This window comes from Sulfitobacter sp. NFXS29 (assembly GCF_040148765.1).
Lineage (GTDB): Bacteria > Pseudomonadota > Alphaproteobacteria > Rhodobacterales > Rhodobacteraceae > Sulfitobacter.
Map to the genome: position 1 here is coordinate 351255 of NZ_JAGDED010000001.1, position 24175 is coordinate 375429.

General features: G+C 60.4%; 24 protein-coding genes and 1 tRNA gene. 12 read left to right on the forward strand and 13 right to left on the reverse strand.

Going from position 1 to position 24175, the window contains the following annotated elements:
• Window positions 1-11: 11 nt before the first annotated feature.
• The 8 genes from J3456_RS01775 to J3456_RS01810 all read right to left on the reverse strand — a co-directional run bounded on the left by J3456_RS01775 (window position 12) and on the right by J3456_RS01810 (window position 8403).
• Window positions 12-1310, reverse strand: coding sequence for a TRAP transporter large permease (locus J3456_RS01775; RefSeq protein WP_349578637.1), 1299 nt, complete (start codon window positions 1308-1310; stop codon window positions 12-14).
• Between the two features lie 2 nt (window positions 1311-1312).
• Complete coding sequence (locus J3456_RS01780) at window positions 1313-1822, reverse strand: TRAP transporter small permease (protein ID WP_349578638.1); 510 nt, start codon at window positions 1820-1822, stop codon at window positions 1313-1315.
• A 95-nt stretch (window positions 1823-1917) separates the two neighbouring features.
• The gene (locus J3456_RS01785; RefSeq protein WP_349578639.1) at window positions 1918-2877 is read right to left on the reverse strand and encodes a TRAP transporter substrate-binding protein; all 960 of its coding nucleotides are present in this window, start codon (window positions 2875-2877) and stop codon (window positions 1918-1920) included.
• A 68-nt stretch (window positions 2878-2945) separates the two neighbouring features.
• Window positions 2946-3614, reverse strand: coding sequence for a hypothetical protein (locus J3456_RS01790; RefSeq protein ID WP_349578640.1), 669 nt, complete (start codon window positions 3612-3614; stop codon window positions 2946-2948).
• 185 nt (window positions 3615-3799) lie between these two features.
• Complete coding sequence (locus J3456_RS01795; protein ID WP_067627078.1) at window positions 3800-4678, reverse strand: LysR family transcriptional regulator; 879 nt, start codon at window positions 4676-4678, stop codon at window positions 3800-3802.
• A 286-nt stretch (window positions 4679-4964) separates the two neighbouring features.
• Window positions 4965-5288: a hypothetical protein gene (locus J3456_RS01800; RefSeq protein WP_349578641.1), complete on the reverse strand. Its 324-nt coding sequence runs from the start codon at window positions 5286-5288 to the stop codon at window positions 4965-4967.
• Entirely contained in the window at window positions 5285-7765 is a 2481-nt protein-coding gene (ctaD, locus tag J3456_RS01805) for a cytochrome c oxidase subunit I (protein ID WP_349578642.1), read from the reverse strand. The genes J3456_RS01800 and ctaD overlap by 4 nt, the downstream gene beginning before the upstream one ends.
• Entirely contained in the window at window positions 7762-8403 is a 642-nt protein-coding gene (locus J3456_RS01810) for a cytochrome c oxidase subunit II (RefSeq protein WP_349578643.1), read from the reverse strand. The genes ctaD and J3456_RS01810 overlap by 4 nt, the downstream gene beginning before the upstream one ends.
• 45 nt (window positions 8404-8448) lie before the next feature.
• Between J3456_RS01810 and J3456_RS01815 the strand changes: the two genes are divergently transcribed.
• Window positions 8449-8964, forward strand: a complete 516-nt coding sequence (locus tag J3456_RS01815; protein ID WP_349578644.1) for a DUF2231 domain-containing protein — start codon at window positions 8449-8451, stop codon at window positions 8962-8964.
• Here the strand turns inward: J3456_RS01815 and J3456_RS01820 are convergent.
• Both J3456_RS01820 and J3456_RS01825 read right to left on the reverse strand, forming a co-directional pair.
• Window positions 8934-9446: a HemJ family protein gene (locus J3456_RS01820; protein ID WP_349578645.1), complete on the reverse strand. Its 513-nt coding sequence runs from the start codon at window positions 9444-9446 to the stop codon at window positions 8934-8936. The genes J3456_RS01815 and J3456_RS01820 overlap by 31 nt on opposite strands.
• Entirely contained in the window at window positions 9443-10162 is a 720-nt protein-coding gene (locus J3456_RS01825; RefSeq protein WP_349578646.1) for a cytochrome c oxidase assembly protein, read from the reverse strand. Before J3456_RS01825 ends, J3456_RS01820 begins: the two co-directional genes overlap by 4 nt.
• A 189-nt stretch (window positions 10163-10351) precedes the next feature.
• On the opposite strand from J3456_RS01825, the gene J3456_RS01830 reads away from it, so the two are divergent.
• The 5 genes from J3456_RS01830 to J3456_RS19400 all read left to right on the forward strand — a co-directional run bounded on the left by J3456_RS01830 (window position 10352) and on the right by J3456_RS19400 (window position 15408).
• Window positions 10352-11092: a gluconate 2-dehydrogenase subunit 3 family protein gene (locus tag J3456_RS01830; protein ID WP_349578647.1), complete on the forward strand. Its 741-nt coding sequence runs from the start codon at window positions 10352-10354 to the stop codon at window positions 11090-11092.
• 16 nt (window positions 11093-11108) lie between these two features.
• Window positions 11109-12869, forward strand: coding sequence for a GMC family oxidoreductase (locus tag J3456_RS01835; RefSeq protein WP_349578648.1), 1761 nt, complete (start codon window positions 11109-11111; stop codon window positions 12867-12869).
• A complete protein-coding gene (locus J3456_RS01840; protein ID WP_349578649.1) occupies window positions 12866-14089 on the forward strand; it encodes a c-type cytochrome in 1224 nt (407 codons plus the stop codon). Before J3456_RS01835 ends, J3456_RS01840 begins: the two co-directional genes overlap by 4 nt.
• A gap of 10 nt (window positions 14090-14099) precedes the next feature.
• Entirely contained in the window at window positions 14100-14465 is a 366-nt protein-coding gene (locus tag J3456_RS01845) for a hypothetical protein (RefSeq protein ID WP_349578650.1), read from the forward strand.
• 646 nt (window positions 14466-15111) lie between these two features.
• Window positions 15112-15408 carry a DUF4156 domain-containing protein gene (locus J3456_RS19400; protein ID WP_502989478.1) on the forward strand — a complete coding sequence of 99 codons (297 nt, stop codon included), beginning with the start codon at window positions 15112-15114 and terminating at the stop codon, window positions 15406-15408.
• 577 nt (window positions 15409-15985) lie between these two features.
• Here J3456_RS19400 and J3456_RS01850 read toward each other — a convergent pair.
• Both J3456_RS01850 and J3456_RS01855 read right to left on the reverse strand, forming a co-directional pair.
• On the reverse strand, window positions 15986-16591 hold the full coding sequence (locus J3456_RS01850; RefSeq protein WP_349578651.1) for a hypothetical protein: 606 nt from the start codon (window positions 16589-16591) through the stop codon (window positions 15986-15988).
• A gap of 104 nt (window positions 16592-16695) precedes the next feature.
• A complete protein-coding gene (locus tag J3456_RS01855) occupies window positions 16696-17481 on the reverse strand; it encodes an LEM-3-like GIY-YIG domain-containing protein (RefSeq protein WP_349578652.1) in 786 nt (261 codons plus the stop codon).
• Window positions 17482-18480: 999 nt separating this feature from the next.
• Between J3456_RS01855 and J3456_RS01860 the strand changes: the two genes are divergently transcribed.
• The gene (locus tag J3456_RS01860; RefSeq protein WP_349578653.1) at window positions 18481-19488 is read left to right on the forward strand and encodes a tyrosine-type recombinase/integrase; all 1008 of its coding nucleotides are present in this window, start codon (window positions 18481-18483) and stop codon (window positions 19486-19488) included.
• 51 nt (window positions 19489-19539) lie between these two features.
• A complete protein-coding gene (locus tag J3456_RS01865; RefSeq protein ID WP_349578654.1) occupies window positions 19540-19731 on the forward strand; it encodes a hypothetical protein in 192 nt (63 codons plus the stop codon).
• 130 nt (window positions 19732-19861) lie between these two features.
• Here the strand turns inward: J3456_RS01865 and J3456_RS01870 are convergent.
• Window positions 19862-19935, reverse strand: a tRNA-Cys gene (locus J3456_RS01870).
• 143 nt (window positions 19936-20078) lie between these two features.
• On the opposite strand from J3456_RS01870, the gene J3456_RS01875 reads away from it, so the two are divergent.
• The 4 genes from J3456_RS01875 (at window position 20079) to J3456_RS01890 (ending at window position 24173) form a co-directional block, all read left to right on the forward strand.
• Window positions 20079-20732 (forward strand): protein-L-isoaspartate O-methyltransferase family protein, encoded by a 654-nt coding sequence (locus tag J3456_RS01875; protein WP_349578655.1) that lies wholly within the window; start codon window positions 20079-20081, stop codon window positions 20730-20732.
• Window positions 20733-20855: 123 nt separating this feature from the next.
• Complete coding sequence (locus tag J3456_RS01880; RefSeq protein ID WP_349578656.1) at window positions 20856-22292, forward strand: TolC family outer membrane protein; 1437 nt, start codon at window positions 20856-20858, stop codon at window positions 22290-22292.
• Window positions 22293-22386: 94 nt separating this feature from the next.
• Complete coding sequence (locus J3456_RS01885) at window positions 22387-23592, forward strand: hypothetical protein (protein WP_349578657.1); 1206 nt, start codon at window positions 22387-22389, stop codon at window positions 23590-23592.
• 122 nt (window positions 23593-23714) lie between these two features.
• Window positions 23715-24173 (forward strand): (2Fe-2S)-binding protein, encoded by a 459-nt coding sequence (locus tag J3456_RS01890; protein WP_067935422.1) that lies wholly within the window; start codon window positions 23715-23717, stop codon window positions 24171-24173.
• The last annotated feature ends 2 nt before the right edge of the window (window positions 24174-24175 follow it).

Here is a 24175-nt window from a genome sequence, read left to right on the forward strand (position 1 = left end):
CAAATCAGCCTTTAAATCGTTTGCTCTACAAGCCACGTCGCGATGCCGGGGAATGCCGTCAGCAGGATCACGGCCAGCACCAAGATCATGAAATAGGGGATGATCATGCGGGTAATCTCAAAGATCGATTTACCAGTCAGGCTCTGGATCACAAACAGATTGAACCCCAGCGGCGGCGTGATCTGCGCCATTTCGACGACGATGATCAGGTAGATCCCAAACCACACCGGATCGATCCCCACGGCAGCCACGGCCGGCATTACAACCGAAGTCGTCAGCACAACGATGGAGATCCCATCGAGGAAACAGCCAAGGAGCACGAAGAACACGGTCAGCACGGCGATCAAACCCGCAGCGCTCAGCCCGCTGGCGGAAATGAGTTCGGCCAGCTGCCCGGGCAAGCCCGAAAAGCTCATCGCGGAGGTGAGAAAGGCCGCGCCAAGCAGGATCAGCCCGATCATCGCAGAGGTGCGGGTGGCCCCCAGAAGCGAGGCGACGAAGGTCTCGGCGTTCAGCGACCGGCCAAAAGCCGCGATGATCAGCGCCCCGGCCACACCGATGGCGGCGGCTTCGGTTGCGGTGGCCACGCCGGCATAGATCGAGCCGATGACCCCGATGATCAAGCCCACCACCGGCAACAACATCCGCAGGCGGCGCAGGCGCTCACCCAGGGGCATGCGGGGTTCGGGGTCTGGCACGCCGTCAGGGTTCATCTTTGCCCAGATCGCGATATATCCCGAAAACAGCGCCATGAGCATCAGCCCCGGCACCACGCCCGCGATGAACAGGCGGTTCACGGACACTTGGGCCGCGACGCCATAGACGATCATCACGATCGACGGCGGGATCAACAGGCCAAGCGTGCCCGATCCGGCCAAGGAGCCAATGGCCAGCCGGTCGGCATAGCCGCGCGATTTCAGCTCGGGCAGGGAAATGCGGCCAACGGTGGCTGTCGTGGCCGCCGATGATCCCGACACCGCCGCGAAGATCCCGCAGCCGACAACGTTCACATGCGCCAACCCACCGGGCAGCCGCCCGACCCAAGGGGCCAGACCGGAAAACAGGTCTTCGGCCAGACGTGTGCGGTAAAGAATTTCGCCCATCCAGATGAACAGTGGCAGCGCCGTCAAAGTCCAGCTGGCGGAATGGGCCCACATGGTGGTGCCGAGGATCGCATCGACCGGCGTCGAGGTGAACATCATGAAAATCACGACGCCCGAAGCCATCAGCGCCACGCCAACCCAGATGCCCAAGCCCAAAAGCACAAGCAAGGTCACGACCAGAACGGCCGATTGCAGAAAAATATCCATGATTATTCGCCCCGACCTTGTTCGTTTGTATCGTCGCTCTCGACTGGCAGCCCAAGGATCAGGCGCAGGGTGCGCTCGGCAAAGGCCAGTGCAAACAGTACCGACCCCAGCACCATCGCGGATTGCGGCCACCACAGCGGGACGGCCACCACGCCTTGGCTGACTTCATTATAGGTCCAGCTTTCGTGGACATAGCCAAAGATCGCCCAAGCGACCCAGCCCATCATCACGGCGGCAAAGGCTGCCGCCAGAATATCGGCGATATGACCCAGACGTCCCGGCATCAACTGCCGCAACGATGTGACGCGAATATGATCGCCCCGTATCAGCGTGGCCGGCAGCGCCAGGAAGATCGACGCACTCAGCCCCCATGCCGCGAAATCATCGGCTGACGGGATTTGGCTTCCCATCAAACGCAGGCCAATCTGCGACAGGATCAAGACCGCGATCCCCAGCAAGGACAGCGCGGCCAAGGCTCCGCAAAAGTTGAAGAGATGGCGGGTCAGCATCATGGCGGCGGGCTCCGAATAAGGGGGCGGGGAGGGGGCAAATACCCCGGTCTATGTGGAAAAAGGCCCGGGCAAACGGCTGCCCGGGCCTGCTGAGATCAGTTCATCGCGTCGACGATTTTCTGACCTTCTTCGCCAGCCTGTTCCAGCCATTCCGCGCGCATCGTCGCGGCGATGGTTTCAAAGTCGCTGGCCAGCCCCTCGGGGGTCGGCAGGACGTTCATGCCGTTGTCGGCCATTGTGTTGGTTGCTTCGCCAGTGGCTTCCTCGGCCATCTCAAAGCCACGGGTTTCCGCCAGTTCAGCCGCTTCTTGCAGCGCGGTTTTCACCTCGTCAGACAGGCCGTCGTAGGCCCCTTTGTTCACGATCACCATGTTCTTAGGCAGGAAGGCCTGCACATCATAGTAATGCGACACGAAATCCCATGCTTGGCTGTCGACACCCGTCGAGGGCGAGGTGATCATGCCGTTGATGACACCGGTCGAGAAGGCTTGGCTGATCTCGGAGGTGGCGATGGTGGCGGGAACGGCACCCAACAGCTCGGCCAGACGCGCGGTCGAGGGGTTGTAGGCGCGGAATTTGACACCTTCGAAGGAGGCGGCGTCGGTCACTTCCTGGTTCATGTAAACGCCCTGCGGCGGCCAAGGGGCGGCAAACAACAGCACCAGACCATCTTCGGCGAGCTTTTCTTCGTAGATCGGGCGGGAGGCTTCCCAAAGCGCGCGGGCCTCGTCAAATGTGGTCGCCAAAAGCGGCACGGCATCGGCAGAGTAAACCGCGTCTTCGTTGCCAAGCGCCGAGATCAGGACTTCGCCGATGGGAACGATGCCGCGCTGCACGCCGCGCTTTAGCTCGGGGCGCTTGAGCAGGACCGAGTTCGACACAACGTCGATTTCCAGCGCGCCATCCGACAGGCGGGCCACGTCATCAGCGAAGGCGCGGATGTTCTGGGTCAGATAGTTGCCGTCAGGCGCATCGGCCGACATTTTCCACGTTTCGGCATGGGCAAGACCGGCTGTCAGGGCCGCGACCGCGGTTCCGATAAGAAGGTGTTTCATTGTGGTATCTCCTGTTGGGGTGGTTTGTTGTTCTTGCCCTGCCGTTTTGGCAGGGCAGGGTGGTTCACTCAGTCTTCCAATGCGGGCAGGTCTTGCGCGTCCAATGACCACATCAGGCGGAAGGTTTCGGCCTCGCGCACCGCGCCGCCCAGCTTTTCGGTCAGTTGGCGCAGGGTCGCTTCGGCGATCGGCTCTGACGTCACATCTACCGCGATGCAAGGCGCCAGAACGCGCCCTTCGGTGTTTTCAGACGGCAGCGGGGTCGAAAGGGTTGCGTCGGGGATCATGTGATGCACGCGCAGCACACCCTCTTCGGCCATCAATTTACCAAGCATGTCGGCGACGGCGTCGCTCTCCATGGCATCTGGCACCAGTTCGATCAGCACCAGCGCGCCGCCCCAGCCAAAGCCGCCCTCTTGCGCGACCTGCATCACCCGTCGGCGGGTGTTGGACATGCGCCCGAAGTTGGTGATCGACCATTGGGTCTGTTTGGTAAAGGCTTTGCGGTAGGCTTCCGAGGTGAAATCGGCAAGGCTGCTGGCGCGGTAAAGCGCGAGGTAGCGCCGTGCCGAGCCCGATACCGCACGATAGCGCCGCGCGCCGGTGAAGCCCGGAATGCGAACGCGCTCTTCCATATGCTCCCGGTCATACCACTGGTTGAAGTCAGCCTCATGATCGGGGTCGATATCGCTCCAGACGAAAAGCTGGGCCTGATCGGTTGTACGGATATTGCTCATTCTGCATCCTGATCCTTGGACAAAGCTTTCCCGTCACGTGGCGGGGCACGGCCCGTCTGTGTCGAGGTGCGGTCAAGCTTTGTCGATTGTTGTTGGGGCACACTTGCCGAGATGGGGTCCAACGACAAACGGGATTATTCAGGGGGGGGTGATAGGGTTTTCCGATCAGGCCAATTCAAGCCGTGTCAGGTCTGCCGCTGATGACGCTCTGCACAGGCCCGCGCAAGATCGGCGATTGCCTTGTAGGTGGCTACGTCGGAACTGCGCCGCCAGATGCAATAGAGGGGCAGGGGCGGCAGTTGCGCATCGACATCAAGTTCATAGATTCCCGGCCCGGCCAAATCACAGGCCAGCGGTAGGGTCGCGATGCCCAGCCCGCGCTGCGTTAACCGCGCAATCGCAGCCATCGAGGTGATGCAATGCACGATCGAAGGCCGCAGGCCGCGATCGCTGAAAAGCGCGAGAACATTGGCGTGCGGGCGTGAATTGCGGGTGAAGGTGATCAGCGGGCTGGTAACGACATCCGCAAGGGACAGTTTCTCGTCGCGCATCCCCTCGGGGCCGAACCATCCCATGGCCAGCGGCGGCAAATCCGCGCAAACGCAGGTTTGGTCGTGGCGGTCATCTGTCGTCAGCAACATATCCAGCGCGCCGCGTTCAAAGGCCGCGGCGATGTTCGGCGTGGGCTCGACCGTCAGTTCAAGCTCCAGGCGGGGATAGCAGCGCGCCACCTCTTCGATCAGGTCGCAAAGCCAAGTATGCACGACCGAAGACACCAACCCCAAACGCACCCGCCCCGCGGCGGTGGTGGGATCGGAGAGCGTGTTGCGCAAATTGCGCTCTGTCGCGAGCATCTCTTGCGCCTTATCGAGAATCATCGCCCCGGCCACCGTGATCCGGGTGGCGTGGAATTCACGGTCAAACAGGTCCACCTGAAGGTCCGTCTCAAGTGAGGAAATCCGACTGGACACCGTCGCTTGGCTGACATTCAACTGCTCGGCTGCCGCCCGGAAGCTTCCCAAATTGGCGACCGTGACGAAGGTTTCTAAAAAGCGCGTGTTCACCAAGAACCTCTATTTCTCTGTTTCGGTCGCGAAGGACGAGGGTAGGTTAAGCTGGCGGTAAAGTCACCTGTTCTCAATGGGCTTTTGGCGCGGGAAAGCCTTAGGGGAGGGCCTGTAGCGAGCGCTGCGTTCGAACGGTCCGGCATGGGTGGCAGCGCAGCTGCATTGTGTTTCGTCTGGATGGCCCCATTTGAACCTCATTAAGTCCGCCTGGCGAAAGGGGCACTTCGGCCACTATCTGATTTGCCCAACGGAGCCGGGGCAGGCCCGTGCTGGTTGACCCTCTCTAACCGCAGGTGGATGTCACGACTATGGGGAAAGAAGTCCAGACCGTCGCGGTCAAGCCGGACAAGGAGGTCGCAAGATTTACCTTGTGGTAGAACCCGGAGGTCGGACCAAAAGACCATTTCCCCACCGCCAGCAGAAGAAGCAGTTGCGGCACAATCGCGGCGAGCCAGGCTATCAGCAGCGCCCAGCGAAAAAATGACAAGCCGAGCCAAGCGACCTCCGGCCAGCCAAGGGCGCAGCCGAGGCCGTGCAGCCCGTAGATCGCGCTGAAACTGGCCAGCCAGACCAGCAGCGGCAAGAGAATGCGCAACAACTCTCTCACGCGATCATCCCCGGCAGATGCGCCGCAAGCAGGATCAGCACCGTGATCGCCGCCAGATAGTCGGACCAGAGCGCCACAATGGCGAACCCCGCCCGACGCTGAGGCGACGTGAAACCACGCCGGACCTGCAGGATCAGAAAGCCCTGCATCAGCCCCACGAGCAGAGCATGGGCCAGCCCATAGGCGCCGAGGATCAGGAGCGTTGCGGCATAGGCATGGCCATCCGGGGGCGGCAGGCGCAGCAGCAGGGCCCCGAACACCACCGCCGTGGCAACCGTTGCCAGCAACGCCGGAGCAAGGGCGACCATCGGGGCGGAGCCCGCGCGGTTGCGGCGGGCGCTCAGGTGCTGGGCCACGGCAGCGACGAGCGCTGCACCGATGCCGAAGGCAAGCTCGACCCAAGAGGGAGCGAGCCAGTGGGCTGGGGGCCAGCCGGGCGCGACGGTCCAGAGGAAGGCATAGCCAAAGAGAAGGGAGCCGAAGAAGGTCGCATTGGCCACCAGCAGGAAGGTCGAGCCCCACCAGCCCGGCGATCTGTCGCCCTCGCTTGCCAGCGGCAAGGTCGTGCCGCGCCCAACCTTTTGCGGACCTTGATCGGCGCGCGCGCCCAATTGCCAGACCCAGACCAGTGCCAAGGCCGCCACGCCGGCCAGTGCCAGCGGGGTGAGCCAAAAGAACTTGAGCAGGATCGACAGGAAGAACCCGCCCGTCACCGCCGCCATCAGGATCGGCAGCCGTGTGTTGCCGGGATAGATGACCAGCGCTTCGGGGCGACCACTGGCCGCATCGACCATCAAGGTCTCGCGCCGGGCCGCCTCGGGCGCGCCGAGGTAGCCTTCGCCCTTGGCCAACCGGTTGGCCAGACCCGGGGTGTCGTAGAGCGGGGCTCGCGCGCCCACCATGGGCAGGCTGGCGAAGTTATAGGAGGCGGGCGGCGACATGCCAGCCCATTCCAAGGTGCCGGCCCGCCACGGGTTGCGCGGGCCGCGCACCGCGACGAAGCCATGGATGATGATGTCGACCAGCACCATCGCAAGGCCGATCGCCATGACGAAACTGCTGACCGAAGAGACGAAGTTGATGACCCCCCAGCCGGTCTCGTCATAGGTCTCGATCCGGCGGCGTTGGCCCAGCAGGCCGACCCAATGCATCGCCAGAAAGGTGCCGTGGAAACCCACGAAAATCAGCCCGAAGGCCAGTTCGCCGAGCCGGAACAGCCGCTTGCGTCCGCTCACCAGCGGCAGCCAGTAGTAGATCCCCGCCAGCATCGGAAAGACGAAACCGCCGAACAGCACATAGTGCAGATGCGCGGTGATAAAGGCCGTGTCGTGGGCCTGCCAGTCAAAGGGCACAACGGCCACCATCACGCCGGTCAGCCCGCCGATGATGAAGGTGACAAAAAAACCGAGGATGTGCAGCATCGGCATGTGCAACTCGGGCCGACCTTTCCACATGGTGCCGATCCAGGCAAAGACCTGCACCCCCGTCGGCACAGCCACCAGCGTCGAGGCGGCCGAGAAAAACGCCAGCCCCATATGCGGAATGCCGGTGGTGAACATATGGTGCACCCAGAGCCCGAAACTGAGAAAGGCCAACGCCAAAGCGCTCGCGACGATCCAGCCGTAGCCCAGCAGCGTCGTGCGTGCCATCACGGGAATCACGGTCGAGATCACCCCGGCGGCGGGCAGGAAAATGATATAGACCTCCGGGTGGCCGAACAGCCAGAACAGGTGCTGCCAAAGCAGGCTGTCGCCGCCCAGATCGGCTTGGAAGAACGGCAGGCCGAAGGCGCGCTCAACCTCAAGCAGCACCGAGCCGAGGATCAGCGGCGGAAAACCGGTGAGGATCATCAGCGAAGTGACCAGCGCGTACCAAGCAAAGATCGGCATCTTGTCGAGCGACATGCCGGGCGCGCGGTATTTCAGGATCGAGACTGTGAACTCCACCGCGGCGCAAATCGCGGAGATCTCGACGAAGGTAATGCCGATCAGCCAGAAATCTGTGTTGATGCCGGGCGAATGCAGCGGCCCGGTCAGCGGCGGGTACATGAACCAGCCGCCATCGGGCGCGATGCCGAAGAGCAGCGCCACCAGCAGCATCGCGCCGCCGAAGGCATAGCACCAGTAGCCGTAAGCAGTGAGCCGCGGGAAGGCGAGGTCGCGGGTGCCCAGCATCTTGGGCAGCAGATAGATCGCCAGCCCCTCAAAGGCGGGAATGGCGAAGAGGAACATCATGATCGTGCCATGCATGGTAAAGAACTGCGCAAAGGCACCGGCATCCACGAAGGCGGAATCGGGTGTCGCCAGTTGCGCGCGGATCAGCATCGCCAGCACACCACCGACGAGGAAGAAGAAGAAGGCAGTGACAAGAAACATCCGCCCGAGGTCGGAATGGTTTACGCTGCTGGTCCAGCCTTTCCAGCCCGGCTCTGAGGCCCAGATCGCATCCAGCTTGCGGTGACGGCGCAGCGCGTTCATGGCGTCTCCTTCGCGGTAAAGGCGGCCCAGCCCGCCGGGTCATGGGCCTCGACCGAGAAGGTATGGCGGCTGTAGCCCTCGCCGTTGTACTCGGCGGTCAGGCCTTGGTAGGTGCCGGGGGCATCGGCCTCGATCCGCAGCACGTTGACATGACCGGGAATGGCGTCCAGCTTTCCGGCCAGACGCGGCACCCAGAAGCTGTGCACCACATCCCGGCTGGTGATCGCCACATCCACGGGCCGCCCGGCGGGGATGTGCAGCAGGTTCTCGGTGACATGGCCGGGGCGGTCGTCATAGGAAAAGCGCCAGGCCCATTGCCGGGCCTCGGCCTCGACCCGCACCACATCCGCCACGGCGCGGGGCATCAGCCGCTCGCCGGTGACCAGACCATAGGCCAGCAGGGCCGCGAGGACCGCGATGGAGAAACACAGGCCCAGACCGATAATCCAGACCTTTTCATCCCGCGTGGCATTTTCCGCCTGCCGGGGTGTCCTAAAGGCGCCGATCACCAGCGCCGCCACCAGCGCGAGGATCAGCCCCGCGCCGATGAACATCACCCACCAGAGCGTCGCAATGGCGCGCGCCGCCGGACCCGCCGGATCGACCACCGACAGATCGCCGCTGCAACCAATCAGCACACCGCACGTTGTCCCTGCAATCACCCCTCGAAGGAGCCTGCCCCGATGAGCGAGCAAAGCAATGAGACGGGCGAGGACCGGTTGATCGACCCGATCGCCTCTCAGCCCGGCTATGAAGAGACCGAGACCCGCATCGCGCTTGAGGGCCACCCGATCCATGCCATGAGCGTGGCTTTTCCCATCGCGCTGGCTTTCTGCCTGCTGGGCGCCGATCTGCTCTATTGGTGGACCGGCGATGGCTTTTGGGCGCGGGCGGCTCTCTGGGCGGCGGGGACGGCGTTTTTCTTTGGCGTGCTGGCGGGATTTTCCGGCGCTGCTGAACTCTTGCTCGTGAGCGGCATCCGCTCCCGCGCGGCGGCTTGGACCCATGCGATCATCGCCGTGACCCTGCTGGCGGTCTTGGGCGCGAACTGGGGCCACCGGCTCTATGGCTATGAGGCGGCGGTGCTGCCTTACGGCATCCTCCTGTCGGGGCTGGGCGCGGTGATGGTGGGGTTCACGGGTTGGCATGGGGGCAAATTGGTCTTTGATTATCGTTTGGGCACATCGAAGGGCAATTGACCGCCTCGCGGTTCAAGCAGCCAGCCGGGCAGGGGGAAGTCCCAGAGGTCGGGCTTGCCTAAAACCAGCATGAGGATCGCGATGACGGGGATGCCGACGGCAGTGATCGGCAGGTAGGATCGGGGCAGGCGGTGTTTCTCTGGCTTCTCGGCCACCTGCACCACCAGATGCCCGATCCAGGCATGAGCGGCGGCAAGCGCCGCGACAAACAGCAGCTTGGCATAAAGCCAGGGGACGAAAACCTCGCGAAAGAAGATCAGCCATGTGCCTGCCACCACCGCCACGACGGCGGCGGGGGTGACGAGGATGGCATAGGTCGTATGAGTTGCGCGGCGGATGCGGCTGTACTCTTCCACCGTAGCGTTGGGATCGTGGCGCGACAGCATCAGGGGCAGGGCAAGCAGCCCGGCGCACCACAGGATAAGCGCGGCGATATGCACGCCTTTGAAGAGTGTGATGAGAACCGGGAACCAGCCGCTCACGTGGTGCCCGCCCGCAGGGTCGCCCATCCGCGCCGTGCCACGGCCCCGGCGACGACCGCATAGGGCAATCCCGCAGGCACCCACATCAGGATGCCGCCAAGCTGCTGGTCGGCCAGCGGCGAGAAGCCCCAGTCCAGGGGGGCAACGGCATGAGCGGCATAAAGTGCCTCGGGCGCGAAGGTCAGGATCGCCCCCAAAAGACCCATCTGGGCAAAACCGGCGATGAGCAGGGTCAGCGCCTCGACGGGCGTGCGGCCGGGGGCAAAGACTGCGCGCCAGAACCATAAGGCAGCGCCGAGCAGGCTAATCTGCATCAGCCAGTACACCCCGACATGCGAGAGCGCGAGGTCATAGGCCACTGGCAGATGCCAGCCCCAAAGCGCCACGGTCGAGACCGCGAAGGCCGCCATCGCACCACCTGCTCGCCGCGAGGGCCATGCGCGGGCCAGCAGCGGTGCGGCGACGGCAAAGAGCAGCACGTGATGTACCACCCGCGCCGAAAACAAAGCCGAAGAAAGCGCACAGAGCGGCGAGACGAAGGCGAGCACCAGAACCGCCACAGCCAACATCCCGTGCCGACTGCGCGCGCGCAGGACAACGATGAAGAGCAGGGAGAGAGCGGCCAGAAGGAGCGGATCGAAGTTCCAGCGAAACCAAAAATCCTCCGGCCCCGGTGCCGGTCCACAATAGGTTCGGATCCAAGCATCGCTAAGCAAGGTCTTATTTCCCTTTGGTCGTTCCCTAACAGGAACGCCGCCCGCGCGCGTTTCGTTCCGAACGAATTGAGACGGGGTTGGGTTTCCCAAAGGCCCGATCAATTTTTCTTGACCCCCGGTAAAAGCGATCCAGCTTCTACCACAGGGCGCATTACGCCCGAGGCTACATGCATCACTTGGAGGGGTCACTTGTCTTTTCCGACGCGCCGCAAAATTCTGAAATCCCTGCTGTTCGGCGGCACCGCCATCGCCGCCCCTTCGGCTGTCTTCGGCGCGATCTATGGCCGGGGCGAGGGGATGCCTTGGGAGCCTTTGAAGGGCCAACCGCCTTATTACGGCACCCATGAGGATCGGTTCTTTACCCCCGAAGAACGCGAGGCCGTCGCTGCGATCTGCGCGCGGTTGATCCCGTCGGATGGGGATGGGCCGGGGGCGGTTGAGGCTGATGTGATCACCTTCCTCGACCGGCAGATGGCGGGGTTCTATGGCCGTGGGCAACATTGGTACATGAAGGGCCCCTTCCGCGAAGGCACGGCGACCCAAGGCTATCAAAGTGAGCACCCCCCGGCAGAGCTTTACCGCCACGCGCTTGCCGAACTCGACGCCTATTGCCGCGCACAGCAGGACGTCGGTTTTGCCGCGTTGAGTGAGGCGCAACAGGATGAGATCCTCAAGGGGATGGACGACGAGGAAATCACTTTCGAGGGGGTCTCGGCCAAGGCGTTCTTTGACCTGATCCTGAAAAATACCATCGAAGGCTATTTCGCCGATCCGATCTACGGCGGCAACCGAGACATGGTGGCTTGGCACTACGTTGGCTTTCCGGGCACCCGCTATGACTACCGCGATTTCTTGGGCCACAACGGCGCGCGCATTGATCTGCCGCCGGTCAGCCTGATGGGCCGTCCCGGTTGGAACAGCTCTGAATGAGACACGAGGTGACACGATGACGAAACAGCTTCCTAAGGTCGACGTGGTTCTGGTCGGTTTCGGCTGGACCGGGGCGATCTACGCCGAGAAGCTGACCGCCGCCGGGATGGAGGTGCTGGCACTGGAACGCGGCCCGTGGCGCGACACGCCCAAGGATTTCGCCACCACCTTCGCGCAGGACGAGCTGCGCTATTACTGGCGCCACGGCATGTTTCAGGAAGCCTCGCAATCCACTGTCACCTTTCGCAACAACGGCGCACAGACGGCGCTGCCAATGCGGCACTGGGGGTCCTTCCTGCCGGGCAATGGCGTGGGCGGCTCGGGCGTGCATTGGAACGGCCAGACCTACCGTTTCCTGCCATCGGATTTCGTCGCGAAAAGCCATAACGAGGAACGCTATGGCCCGCTGCCCGAGGGGATGACGGTGCAGGACTACGGTGTCACCTATGAGGAGTTGGAGCCGCATTTCGACTATTTCGAGAAGATCTGCGGCATCTGCGGCACGGCGGGCAACCTGCGGGGCGACATCCGCGAAGGCGGCAACCCCTTCGAGGGGCCGCGCAGCGATGACTACCCCAACCCGCCGATGCAGATGACCTTCTCGCAGGACCGGTTCGAGGCTTCGGCGCGGGAGCTTGGGTTGAACCCTTTCCCGGTGCCCTCGGCCAATATGTCGCGTGCCTATGTCAATCCGCTGGGGCTGCAGCTGGCCCCCTGCACCTATTGCGGCTTTTGCGAGAAACACGGCTGCGGCAACTATTCCAAATCCTCGCCGCAGACCACGATCATTCCGGTTCTGATGAAACGGGAGAATTTCACCCTACGCACCGATTCCGAAGTGCTCTCGGTCGAAAAATCGCCCGACGGCACGCGCACTACTGGCGTCACCTACGTCGATACCAGTGGCGAGGAGTTCTTTCAGCCCGCCGAGGTCGTGGTGCTCTGTGCCTACCCACTGGAAAACGCCCGGTTGATGCTGCTGTCCGACATCGGCACGCCCTATGATCCGCAGACCGGCGAAGGCGTGGTGGGCAAGAACTACTGCTATCAGGTGATGTCCGGCGCGACGGTCTTTTACGATGAGGAATATACCAACGGCTTTGTCGGCGCGGGCGCGCTCGGCATGGCGGTGGATGAATACAACGGCGACAATTTCGACCATTCCGGGCTGGGCTTCATCGGGGGCGGCTATATCGCCTGCTACACGACCAACGCGCGCCCCATCGAAAGCCATCCGGTGCCCGAGGGCGTGCCGGGCTGGGGCAGCGAATGGAAACAGTCGGTCCGGGCCAATTTCCTCAAGACCACCACCGTGGGCGTGCACGGCGCCTCGATGGCGCATCGCAGCAACTACCTTGATCTCGATCCCACTTATACCGACCGACATGGCAGGCCGCTTTTGCGCATGACCTATGATTTCACGCTGAACGACCGCCGTCTGACCGCCCATATCACCCCGGTGGCCGAAGAGATTGCCCGGGGCATGGGCGGACGCGAGGTCAATGTGGCCGAGCGCAAGGGATCCTACGACTCAATGCCCTATCAGACCACGCATAACACTGGCGGCACGATCATGGGGACCGACCCGCAAACCAGCGTTTGTAACCGCTATTGCCAGAGTTGGGACCTGCACAACCTCTTCGTCGCCGGGGCGGGGCTGTTTCCCCAAAACGCGGGCTACAACCCGACCGGAACCGTGGCAGCGCTGGCCTATTGGTCGGTCGCGGCAATCATCGATCAATATATGGCCGACCCCGGCCCGCTGGTGCAGGCATGAAGCGGCTGGCCCTGATCACCGCCCTCTGCGGCGCGAGCCTTGTTCCGGCGCAGGCGCAGGAGCTTGCCTCCTCCGAAGTGGAGCGGGGCCGCTACCTGACGCAGGCGGGCGATTGCAAAGCCTGCCACACGGATATCGACAACGACGGTATCCCTTTTGCCGGGGGCAGGGCGCTGGCTACCCCCTTCGGCACGATCTATTCCGCTAACCTCACCCCGGATGACGAGACCGGGCTTGGCCGCTGGTCGCGCGAGGATTTCTATAACGCGCTGAACGAGGGGATCGACGACGAGGGGCGTCACCTCTACCCGGCGATGCCCTATCCTTATTTCACCCTGATGACCCGGCAGCAGACGGATGCGATCTTTGCCTATCTGCAATCGCTCGAGCCGGTGCATGTTGAGGAAGAGGAGAACGATCTGCCGTTCCCGCTTAACGTCCGCATGTCGGTGAGCGGCTGGAAGCTGTTGTTCTTCGAGGACGCGGAATTTGTGACCGACCCGGATCGTTCCGAGGCATGGAACCGTGGCCGTTTCCTCGTTGACGGGCCGCTGCACTGTGGCGGCTGTCACACCGGCAAGAACCTTCTCGGTGCCAGCAAGGACGGTGAATACCTGCGCGGCGGCACGCTGGAGAACTGGTTCGCCCCCAATATCCGCGGCGGAGAGAACGGCGGCATTGCGCATTGGAGCGAGGACGACATCTTCGAGTTCCTAAAATACGGACGTGCCAAACATACCGCCCCGATGCAGCGCATGGGCGAGGTTGTTTCGATCTCAACCCAGTTTCTGGAAAAGAAAGATCTGCGGTCCGTCGCCACCTATCTCAAGAGCCTCGACGACACGGCGCGCGAGCCGGAAGAGGCCCCGGAGACGGAGCGGATGGAGGCCGGGGAAGGGCTTTACTTCGACAATTGCGCCGCCTGTCACGTGGCCGATGCCTCGGGCGTGCCCTATTTCTTTGCCCCGCTCAGCACGTCTAACAAACTGCACGCCAAGGACCCTTCGACTGCGATCCGGGTCATTCTCGGCGGTGCCCGCGCACAGCCGACCGAGACGATCCCCAGCATGTTGGCCATGCCGCCCTTCGCGTGGAAACTCACCGACGCGCAAGTCGCCGATCTGCTGACCTACCTGCGCAATACCGGGGACCGCCAGAGCGGCGCGGTCTCGGCAGAGGCTGTGGCCGAGATGCGCGAATATCTAGCTGAGGAATATTGAGGGTGATCCGATGAGAAATGCCGAGCCGTCCCTTGTCGCGACTTTGAGCCTCGCGCTGTGCTTCTCGGGCGCGGCGGCGGCGGAACCGCTCTATCTTGGCGAAGAGGAATACAATACCGATGACCGCGCTGTCATGATTGCGATCGTAGAGCATTGTGCTGGCCTGCAGGCAGAGGTTGAGGCAGCAGAAATCGCCGGGTCTTCGCAGGGTAATGAGGATAGCAGCAAGGAAACTGGTGCGGGACAGGCAAAGCCTTTCGCCGAGTCGGCTGCCATTACAGTAGACCGCCTTGCTTCAGGTGACGGGAAAGGCGCAATGCCGGACCCCTCTCATGTAGCTGCGAGGGACTGTGCCGCGGCTGGCATTACCTATTAGGGGAAAGACGCCATTTTTTTTAGGGGGGGGTGGGCTCGCATGTAGGCGTTAAGGGCCGCTTTCGGCTAACTCAGCGTCCCCAAAGGGGCAAAACAACCGAATATGCATAAAAATAAAATGGAGGCGAGTACCGGAATCGAACCGGTGTACACGGATTTGCAAGACTGTGATTGTCTCTGAATTTATTGGCGAAAATGTTTAGAAAGGCGATGGTGAGCAGCGGAACATAGGGTGAATGTTTAGACAGGATTTGAGCAGGCAGAAGAACATTTCGCTCCGCCGCAAAGCTGGAGACATCGGGTTTGGGTGCCAGGCGCGGCATCGGTGTTTAACAGGCTCCCTGTTTGGGCGTTATGGCCTGCAGCGAACGGTGCCATCAGCCCTAAATGCTTAGCACAACTGCAATCGTCGCCAAAATGGGCTCACGGCGCTATAGCGAAATGTCGGTAGGCGACTTGTGCCGCATGCGTCACGAACTGGTAAGATTGAGACCATTCTCGGCTGGTGTATTTTAGAAATGCTATAGTTCGGAATAAGAGCAAAGTGCTATTAGGAGTACGAAAATGGTCTCTCGTTTCAATCAGGGGTTTCAAACGTAAGTTTTCCGTGTTTTGCTGGTTCAGCATAATCTAAGCGAGGAGTATCTATGCGGTGCGCTCTGCAAGTTTCCATTTTCCTAACGTTGGCTGGTTGCAGCACAGAACTATCTCAAGGAGGGAAAAAAGTTAGACAAATTTCGCTCCAGACAGCAGATGCTTGCCAGTTTCTGGGTCCAGTGACAGGCTCTGAGGCAATGGGTCTTGATGAGGCGATGGACGTCACAAGCTCGTTCAATAAAGTACGAAACTCGGTTGCCCAGTTAGGCGGAAATGCTTTTGTTGTCTCGTCGTCCAGCACGTCGACCGCTTCTACGGTAGTTCAAGCGGACGCTTATAGCTGCTGAGTCTCGTTTCCTTCGCGAATGAAGATTGGTTTGATTTGGGTCCGCTTAGGGTTCGCACCCGGCATCAGAAGCATGCGATATCAAGCTCTATCGTCGGGGGCTGGGCCGGAATTTGCAAATTCGGCTTCATGCGCATTGCGGACTAAGGTGTCTGACCCGGCGTTGGTCTGTTAAGAACCAATTGTCGCGACCGGGGCGAACGGGTTGTGCGGACTTTATAGAACTTCAGTGTAGCTGCGTGCGGATGTGCAGCGGACGTTGGTTGCAAAAGGGGTGCCCAATCTAGAATTAACCTGCTTCCTTTGTCTCAGACCCGGCGTTCACGTAGATACCCAGTGCTGCTGTACAGATTCACCGAACCGGGCGTTCGCTGCGGCCGCAACACAGAGACTGTCCCGCCCTCACACGTGGCGAACTAAATGGACATGCGCATTGTCATTGGCAGTCGTATCTTCAAGGCGCCCTCGATCCCCAAGCCAGCAAAGTTAGAGTAGTGAGTTGTGCGGGCAAATCTTAAGCCCCCTCAGATTGAAACGCTGAGAGATGCCGACTGCCGTCACCGTCGAGATCCTTTGATCTATTTGTACTTGAAGTAAGTATCCGGATATTTCAGCCTTACCCAATCGACATAGTTTGACCGGTCTCCCCTTTTCCGCTTATTTTCTACGCACCACTCTAAGAATGCGTAGTCTGCTTCAAAGCTATCGACAAATCCGTGCTGTTGGGCATTTCGCTGAATATGGCCTTGCAAAAGCCAGCTTAGTTGTTCTTCGGTTTGCGAGTAGGTGAGCGTTCGGAAAGTTGAAAGCTCGCGTTGCTTCCCGCGAGCCTTATATGGTTCTCGTCCGAGTAGAAGAAAGTTTAACCGAAATAGGCTGGCGATTAGCTCGCTATGTATTTCGTCCTTTAATTTGAGTTCTTTTGCTCTTTCTGAGAACTGGCTAATTTCTTTCTGGATCGCATTCCTGTGGTGCTCGTCCACCGCACCGATAGATTGGAAGACCGAAGAGTCTAGTACTTCAAAAACATCGATATAGAACTTCTTCCAGAATAGAATGCTCTGAGTATTGGCGCTTTTCCAATACTTTTCACCGAATAGTTGTTCGGCGAAACGTTCAAGTCTAAGGTGATGACCCTGCCTGAAGTTTTTTTGATCTTCGGAAATCACTGTGTTGCTGGGCATTTTATATTACACCTCGTATTCCTATCTATTCGCCACGACCGGGCCCTGTTTCGTTGCATTGTTGCACGGCATAGGCGAGTTAAAGCGCATATATTTCCTAAAGCCTATGATATATTCCAGTATCGGACGGGGTTCTGGATATGTTTCATTGCCTCGACTTCTATGCGGCGTCCTCGTTCACCGACAAATTTCTCCCAGATTGCGTCGGGAGCCACTCGCCCCACAAATCCTTTACGTTGCGGCATTTCGCTATCTAAAGAAATAGCCTCGGGGAAGTTTGCGTGCGTCGCGTCAAGCCACTTGTCTGCGATGAACGCGCCAACGACTACTCCGCGAACTACCGCGAGTACATAATTGGCGGCCTGTGCCTTTCGTCTGGAAATACGCCATGCCAGCCTAGTTTGCCTGAGAATTGCATCCGGGTTAGATTTATTCTCTAGCCGGTTGATATTTAGCAGAACGAGGCGCTCATCGGGGCCCGCGGAAATTGTAGGTAAGTCATATTTGTCTATAACCTCCTTCGTATTCATAGGACCCTTTGAGCCGCTTCCGTGACCGCCTTGGATGTTACTTAAGCCCGGGAAAGCGTCGATTAGGGCGGCTTCAACTTCAAAAATGGCGGCATCCGGGATTTCGTGTCGATGGATTACGTGGACGACCTGTAACCCCGCTCCTAGAATCTCTCGAATTCGAGAAATCTTAAGAGACGCAGTGTCCTCTTCCTCATCTTTTTGCACTGGATATTCACCGCTTACATGGTGAAATACTCTGTTTCCAGTTCCTTTTCCTATGTAGAAGGTCTCCCCGTTTCTGGGGTCAATAAGTCTATATACGTAATTACCAACGGCACGACCGACCTCTTCTGAGAAGTAATGATGTTCAATTTCCAAAAGGCTTTTCCTTCAGATCACTTGGATAGAATGATTTGAGGCTAGCCGAAGCGCGACCCTCTTTAAAGGTGCGGTATGCGCCCACCTGAAGCAGTTACCATCCGAAGAATGGGCTACCTAGTAAATGGGCTAAAGGGGGGGGGCGTGAGCGGGAACGTGTTCATGGCGCACCCGTGTAGTTGAGCCAGTGCGCGACCTTCAACGCAATCTCTTTTGTCGTGCTCACCCGAAAATGCAAGTGTGCCCCAGCAAGTGGGTTAGCTACAAAGTAGCTAGCCAGCTCATTCCGCAAACTTGACAAAGCGCGTGTTCTGAATCAAACCAGTAACGCGCGCTCATGCGTATATCCCTCGATACAATACTGCATCTAGTGACGGGACCCGAAGTCACCGGTACTGTAAGCCTTGCGTCAATCCAGTCCCTTTGATCACAAAATGTTTCAGAATGTAATGCCCGCCTAATGCGCCTAGTGACGGGGCGCGTGATCTGCCATTTGCGAGATCGCAATATATTAGCCTAACTGACGTCTAGAAAGTGGTTTGCATGGGTTTGCATGGGGTCGTCCCATTCGTCCCACGGACGCGCACACCCGACTTGCTTGAGATGTCAGTTATGGATCATGTAAATATCCCGTTCTACAGAAGCCCCGCTCTGCGATGGTCGCCCTGTAAGTTATTGAACAGGTTCATTTCGGCAGAAACCTATCGAGCAGTCGCGAAGCCGAACCGTCAAACGGGCGGCGAAGCTAAGCCGCGTCTGCGGCGCATATTCCCCTTCTGGAACACTTCACCAGACGACTTCGGTGTGTTGTCACTAGTATCCCTCTCAAGGTGGACCTGATGTCCACCGCTAGCATTGAGCAACGCGCTCTATCCCTGCTCAGAGCGTTCGAAAATGCAGGCAAGGCGGTTAGCCGTGTCACAGTTGAAGGCAAAAGGATTGAACTTGTGCTATCCAAAGAGCGTGAGGATGACGAGTACGCGGGGATAGACATGCGCCATGACCAAACGTGAGCTGCCAAAGCATGTCTACAAGCAGCGCAACGGGCTGTATTTCCAGCGGCGAGGATGGTCCTCCCAGAAGTTTGAGCATGAGTTTGGAACGCCCGCGTTCTGGAAAGAATACGCTGATATACTCAGCGAAAAGGACAAGCCGCGCGTCGTCACATCTCGAACCTTCCATGCACTCATTAAGAGCTATCACAAGTCGCCTCGGTACGCGAATTTGAAGACCCGCACGGCGCTTGATTACGACAAGCACCTCGTCTTCTTCGCTACCATCATGGGGGACCGGAATCCGGCCAAGATGCAGCGCAAGGATGTGATCCGCTTGCGAGACGCAAACGCCGACAAGGCGTATTTCGCTAACTACTCACTCAGGATCCTCAGGGTCCTCATGGAGCACTGTGTGGACCTTGGCTGGCGAGATACCAATCCGGCGCGCGGTGTTCCTGAGCTGAAGACCGTAAAGCAGGAGCGTGAACCATGGCCTCATGAGCTTTTGGAGGCCTATCGGGATAGCTGCCCCATTGAGACGCGTGAACGGCTTGTCATGGAGCTGTGTGTCGGTACGGGCCAGCGGATCGGAGACGTATTGGACATGCGGTGGTCCGACATTCAGGACGGCGCATTCTTCGTACGGCAGAGCAAGACGAAGAAGGAGCTCTGGGTTCCAATACTCGACGAGCTGCAAGCCGCTCTTGACGCGGCAAGTCGGCACTCAATCTTCATTCTCACAAATGAGCGTGGGACCAACCGTTGGTCCTACCGGGGCGCCTCTGCCGCGGTCAGGAAGGTTAGGGATCGGATCGGTGCGCTCGACTATGACATCCATAGCTGGCGCTACAATGCGGCCTGTGAGCTGGTCGAAGCTGGCTGTAGTGATGATCTGGTCGCTGCCGTGACGGGCCAAAGTCCAGCCATGGTTCTTCACTACACCAAAAAGGTCCGGCAGCGGATCAGAGCACAGCAAGCTCAGCGCAAGCGGACAGAACGGAACAGAAGCTAGCCATCGCGGGTTTTCGATCCATGTCGGGAAGAATAACGGGATGGGCGAAGCATGGAAGAACTTCTCAGTATCGTAATTGTTCTGGTCGCTGTGGTGTTCGTCCTTTGGATCTACATTTTATTGCCAAGTGATATGGCAAAAACTAGAGGGCGTAGCCAAGTGTTCTGGGTTCTGGTTTCACTGTTGTTAACCCCATTGTTAGCGATCGTTCTTCTTTGGCTGTTTGGCGACGCAGAAGCATAGGCTTCTTCGGCACAATTGGGTGCCGCGCGTTCGGCCCTGAAGAGAACGGAACAAAAACAGAATGTTTAGACATTTGTTTAGACTTGCATCAACGGATTTTGAAAAAATCAGCTAAGTAGTTGATTTTAAATGGAGGCGAGTAGGAGAATCGAACTCCTGTACACGGATTTGCAATCCGCTGCGTAACCACTCCGCCAACTCGCCGACCGGTGGTTGGCGCACTGCTAACGGATCACGAGGAAGGCCGCAAGACCCATATGCGTGTGAAAATGCGGTCAGGGCGTTGCCGCTGGCCCGGCAATGTGGCACATCACTCTTCAGACACCCTGAACGAATGAGTTTAGCTGATGAGTGATTTCGCCGCCCGCCGCGTAACCATGGTAGATACGCAGGTCCGCCCTTCGGATGTGACCAAGTTTCCAATCATCGACGCGATGTTGACCGTGCAGCGCGAAGACTTCGTGCCAGCCGCGCAGCGCGAGGCCGCCTATCTGGGTGAGAATCTCGATCTCGGTCAGGACCGGGTGCTGCTTGATCCGCGGACATTGGCCAAAATGCTCGATCACCTCGACATCACGAACGACGAGCTGGTGCTCGATATCGGCTGCGCCATGGGCTACTCCAGCGCCGTGATCGCCCATATGGCCGAGGCCGTCGTCGCTGTCGAAGAAGAGGAGGCGATGGCCGCCGAGGCGCAGGAGGCGCTGGCGCAGGCAGGGGCGGACAATGTGATCGTGCATGTCGCCCCGCTGACCGAGGGCGCGCCGCAGCATGGCCCCTATGACGTTGTGATCATTCAGGGCGCGGTGGGCGAGGTGCCCGAAGCCTTGTTGGAGCAGGTGAAAGAGGGCGGGCGGATTGCTTGTCTCTTTATGAATCGGGGTTTGGGCGAAGTGCGCGTAGGTTATAAGCGCGGGGGTCAGGTGTCCTGGCGGCCCGAATTTAACGCCGGTGCGCCGGTGCTGCGTGGCTTTGAACGGCAGGCAGAATTTCAGCTGTAAGCAAGTTGATGGCGCGCTGATCCGTATCGCGCGCCGCGTCGCTTTCAGGGTAGGGGCACCCGTCCCGATCGGCCCATGGGCCGGTCTACAAGGTCTAAAAAAGCCATTCAGGGGCATTGAGCCATGAGCGCGAACAGTTTCACGAAAACCCTCAAACGTTTTGCCATCGCAGTGCCGGTGAGCCTTGTTTTGGCGAGCGGCGCGGCCCTGCCGCGGCCGGCATCGGCTGAAACATTGGCCGATGCGCTGGTGGGGGCCTATGAGCATTCGGGCCTGCTTGAACAGAACCGCGCGCTTTTGCGCGCCGCCGATGAGGATGTTGCCACGGCGAAGTCGGCGCTGAAACCCGTGCTGCGGTGGGCGGCGGGGCTTACACAGAGCTTCGGCACCACGCGCAGCTCTTCGCTGCTGCCGGCCCAGTCGACGGAAAGTCTCAAGGCGTCGATCAGCCTGATTGGTGAGCTGTTGCTCTATGATTTCGGCGCAAGCGCCTATCGGATTGAAGGCGCGAAAGAGACTGTGCTGGCCACCCGTCAGGCTTTGGTGAACCTAGAGCAGCAGGTGCTTTTGCGCGCGGTTGCGGCCTATATGGGCGTGATCGAAGCCTCGGAAACGGTCGAGCTGCGCAACAACAACCTGCGGCTGCTGACCCAAGAACTGCGCGCCGCGCGGGATCGTTTCGACGTGGGCGAAGTTACCCGCACGGATGTGGCCTTGGCCGAAGCGCAGCTTGCCGATGCCCGCAGCGGGCTGGCCGGGGCCGAAGGCACCCTGCTGCGCGCGGTCGAGGAATATCGCAACGCGGTGGGCCATGCGCCCGGCAACCTCAGCCAACCGCCGAGCCTGCCGAATATCGGGGGTGATCTCGCGTCGGCCAAGGCCTTGGCCGTGCGCACCCATCCGTCGATCATCGCCGCACAGCATCAGGTGGCGGCTGCCGATCTTGGCGTCGAAGCCAATGAGGCGGCCATGGCCCCTCGGATCACGCTGAACGGCCAGTATGGCCTGAACGAGACCTTCGACAGTGAGGCCTATACCCGCAGCGGCAGCGTCGGGGTGGAGGTTGGACAGACCATCTATCAGGGCGGGGCGCTGTCCTCGGCCGTGCGCAGTTCGATGGCGCAGCGTGACGCACAGCGTGCGAACCTGCATGTCGTCCGCCATGATGTAGAGCAGGAAGTGGGCAACGCCTATGCCACGCTGGCCTCGGCGCGCGCGCAGTTGGAGGCCTCTGACAGGCAAATTCGTGCGGCGCGTATCGCTTTCCGCGGCATCCGCGAAGAAGCCACCCTCGGCGCGCGCACCACATTGGACGTGCTGGATGCCGAACAATCGCTGCTGGACGCGGAATCGACCCGCGTGTCGGCCCGCGCCAACCTCTATGTGGCGGCCTATTCGGTGCTGGCGGCGACTGGCCGTCTGACCGCGCAGGACCTGAAGCTGCCGGTGCAGATCTATGACGCGGGGGCCTATTACAACCTTGTTAAGGACGCCCCTGCTAAATACTCCAAAGAGGGCCAAGCGCTGGATCGCGTGTTGCGCGCGTTGCAAAAAGACTGACATTTCGCACGGCCGTTTGGCATTTTGCACCGCCCCATTGTGAGAATCCTCCCGCGCGGTTAAGCTATCCGCGAGGCAAGAGTGGTAGAGAAATATGTCCGAACCCGTCACAAATGCGGAGGTGGAAGACGTGCTGTCGTCGATTCGCCGATTGGTATCCGAAGACAAGCGTCCCCTGCAAACGTCCAACCCCCCGTCGGTGCCCAGCCCCGTTGAGGCGCCCGGTCCTGTAAGCGACGCCGAGGCTCAGGCTGCTGCCCCACAGCAGCAGGACGAGGGGGCAGAGTTCAAAAGCATGCGCTCGACCGCGGCGGATAAGATCACGTCGGAGGACTTCACCCCGCATCTGTCGCTGCGCGCCACCACTGCCAGCCCAGCACGCCCCGATTCCGATGATGAGACCAGCGAGCCCCACAAGGCCACGCCGCAGCCGCTGAGCCTTACCCAAGCCATGCAGACCGAAGAGGATGACAGTGCCGAGGAGGCAGAGCGTCCCTTCGTTTCCGCCCGCCATCCCGCCACCCCGCCAGCCGACAAAACGCCAAGCGCGTCGAGCGACCGTTTGGTGCTGACCCCGGCGCTCAGGGTAGCCACTTCAGACGGCAAAGACCGCCCGCGGCCCGCCGCCGTTGACCCCGCCAAGGTCTCGCCTTTGGACTATGACATGCTGCATGACGATCCCAGTGATCTGCATGCCGAAGACTACGGCACCCCCGCTTCAGAGCCCGTTTCAGACGCCGCGGCGGAGGTTGAGACCAAGGCCCGGACCGTCTCCGAGGCGGTGGCCAAGGCCACGGGCGCAAGCCGCAGTGACAAGCTGGCCGCGTTGGAGACAGCCATCGGCAAGATCTCTGACGATTGGGACCCCGACGCCCCCGGCGACAACGACTATTCCGGTACAGAGCCCCCGGCGATGGAGTGGAAAGACGATGCGGAGCTTGAGGCGCCAGAAGCACCGATCGCCGACACGGCAACGGTAGAGGCCGAAAAACCGGCCCCGCGCCGCCCGCAGCCCTCGACACCGCAGGTCGAAGAACAGGTGCGCCGTTTCGCCGACAGCGGCCCGCGTGTCGCCGATCCGGCGGCGACCGCACCGGAATTCGGCTATACCGCCTCCGCGCAAGACGAAGGCGTGGCGGGCGATGACCAGTTCCTTGACGAAGACGCGCTGCGCGATCTGGTGACAGAGATCGTCCGCGCCGAGTTGCAGGGCGCTTTGGGCGAACGGATCACCCGCAATGTGCGCAAACTGGTGCGCCGCGAGATCCACCGCGCCCTCACGGCGCAAGACCTCGAATAGGCCAAGGGGCGGCACCTGCCTGCCACGCTCTGACAAAATGACGCTGCGCGACCCGCCGCGCGCAGCCTTGCGCGATATGCGCCGCTGGTTACATTAAGGCCAACAGGGCGGAAGGATCACCGATGGAATTGACGGTTAACGGCACGGTCCACGAAGTGGACGTGGAAGACGACATGCCGCTCCTGTGGGTCTTGCGCGACGAGTTGGGAATCACCGGGCCGAAATACGGCTGCGGCATCGCGCAATGCGGTGCTTGCACCGTGCACGTTGATGGGCTGGCCGTGCGGTCTTGCCAATTGCGGGCGGCGGATGTGAACGGCAATGTCACCACCATCGAAGGCTTGGGCACGCCGGAAGCGCTGCATGTGGTACAGGCGGCATGGGTAGAGCATCAGGTCGCGCAATGTGGCTACTGCCAATCCGGACAGATCATGCAGGCAGCCTCGTTTCTTGAGTTGAACCCCGAGCCGACGGACGATCAGATCGACGCCGCGATGAGCGGGAACCTCTGCCGCTGCGGCACCTATCCGCGCATCCGCGCTGCGGTCCACAGCGCCGCCGCCCGACTGCGGGGGGCCTGAAT

Bases quoted from the DNA above. Each gene is read 5' to 3' on its own strand.
- J3456_RS01775 (WP_349578637.1), bottom strand. From the start codon at position 1,310: ATGGATATTTTTCTGCAATCGGCCGTTCTGGTCGTGACCTTGCTTGTG.
- J3456_RS01780 (WP_349578638.1), bottom strand. From the start codon at position 1,822: ATGATGCTGACCCGCCATCTCTTCAACTTTTGCGGAGCCTTGGCCGCG.
- J3456_RS01785 (WP_349578639.1), bottom strand. From the start codon at position 2,877: ATGAAACACCTTCTTATCGGAACCGCGGTCGCGGCCCTGACAGCCGGT.
- J3456_RS01790 (WP_349578640.1), bottom strand. From the start codon at position 3,614: ATGAGCAATATCCGTACAACCGATCAGGCCCAGCTTTTCGTCTGGAGC.
- ctaD (WP_349578642.1), bottom strand. From the start codon at position 7,765: ATGAACGCGCTGCGCCGTCACCGCAAGCTGGATGCGATCTGGGCCTCA.
- J3456_RS01815 (WP_349578644.1), top strand. From the start codon at position 8,449: ATGAGCGAGCAAAGCAATGAGACGGGCGAGGACCGGTTGATCGACCCG.
- J3456_RS01835 (WP_349578648.1), top strand. From the start codon at position 11,109: ATGACGAAACAGCTTCCTAAGGTCGACGTGGTTCTGGTCGGTTTCGGC.
- J3456_RS01840 (WP_349578649.1), top strand. From the start codon at position 12,866: ATGAAGCGGCTGGCCCTGATCACCGCCCTCTGCGGCGCGAGCCTTGTT.
- J3456_RS01845 (WP_349578650.1), top strand. From the start codon at position 14,100: ATGAGAAATGCCGAGCCGTCCCTTGTCGCGACTTTGAGCCTCGCGCTG.
- J3456_RS19400 (WP_502989478.1), top strand. From the start codon at position 15,112: ATGCGGTGCGCTCTGCAAGTTTCCATTTTCCTAACGTTGGCTGGTTGC.
- J3456_RS01850 (WP_349578651.1), bottom strand. From the start codon at position 16,591: ATGCCCAGCAACACAGTGATTTCCGAAGATCAAAAAAACTTCAGGCAG.
- J3456_RS01860 (WP_349578653.1), top strand. From the start codon at position 18,481: ATGACCAAACGTGAGCTGCCAAAGCATGTCTACAAGCAGCGCAACGGG.
- J3456_RS01865 (WP_349578654.1), top strand. From the start codon at position 19,540: ATGGAAGAACTTCTCAGTATCGTAATTGTTCTGGTCGCTGTGGTGTTC.
- J3456_RS01875 (WP_349578655.1), top strand. From the start codon at position 20,079: ATGAGTGATTTCGCCGCCCGCCGCGTAACCATGGTAGATACGCAGGTC.
- J3456_RS01880 (WP_349578656.1), top strand. From the start codon at position 20,856: ATGAGCGCGAACAGTTTCACGAAAACCCTCAAACGTTTTGCCATCGCA.
- J3456_RS01885 (WP_349578657.1), top strand. From the start codon at position 22,387: ATGTCCGAACCCGTCACAAATGCGGAGGTGGAAGACGTGCTGTCGTCG.
- J3456_RS01890 (WP_067935422.1), top strand. From the start codon at position 23,715: ATGGAATTGACGGTTAACGGCACGGTCCACGAAGTGGACGTGGAAGAC.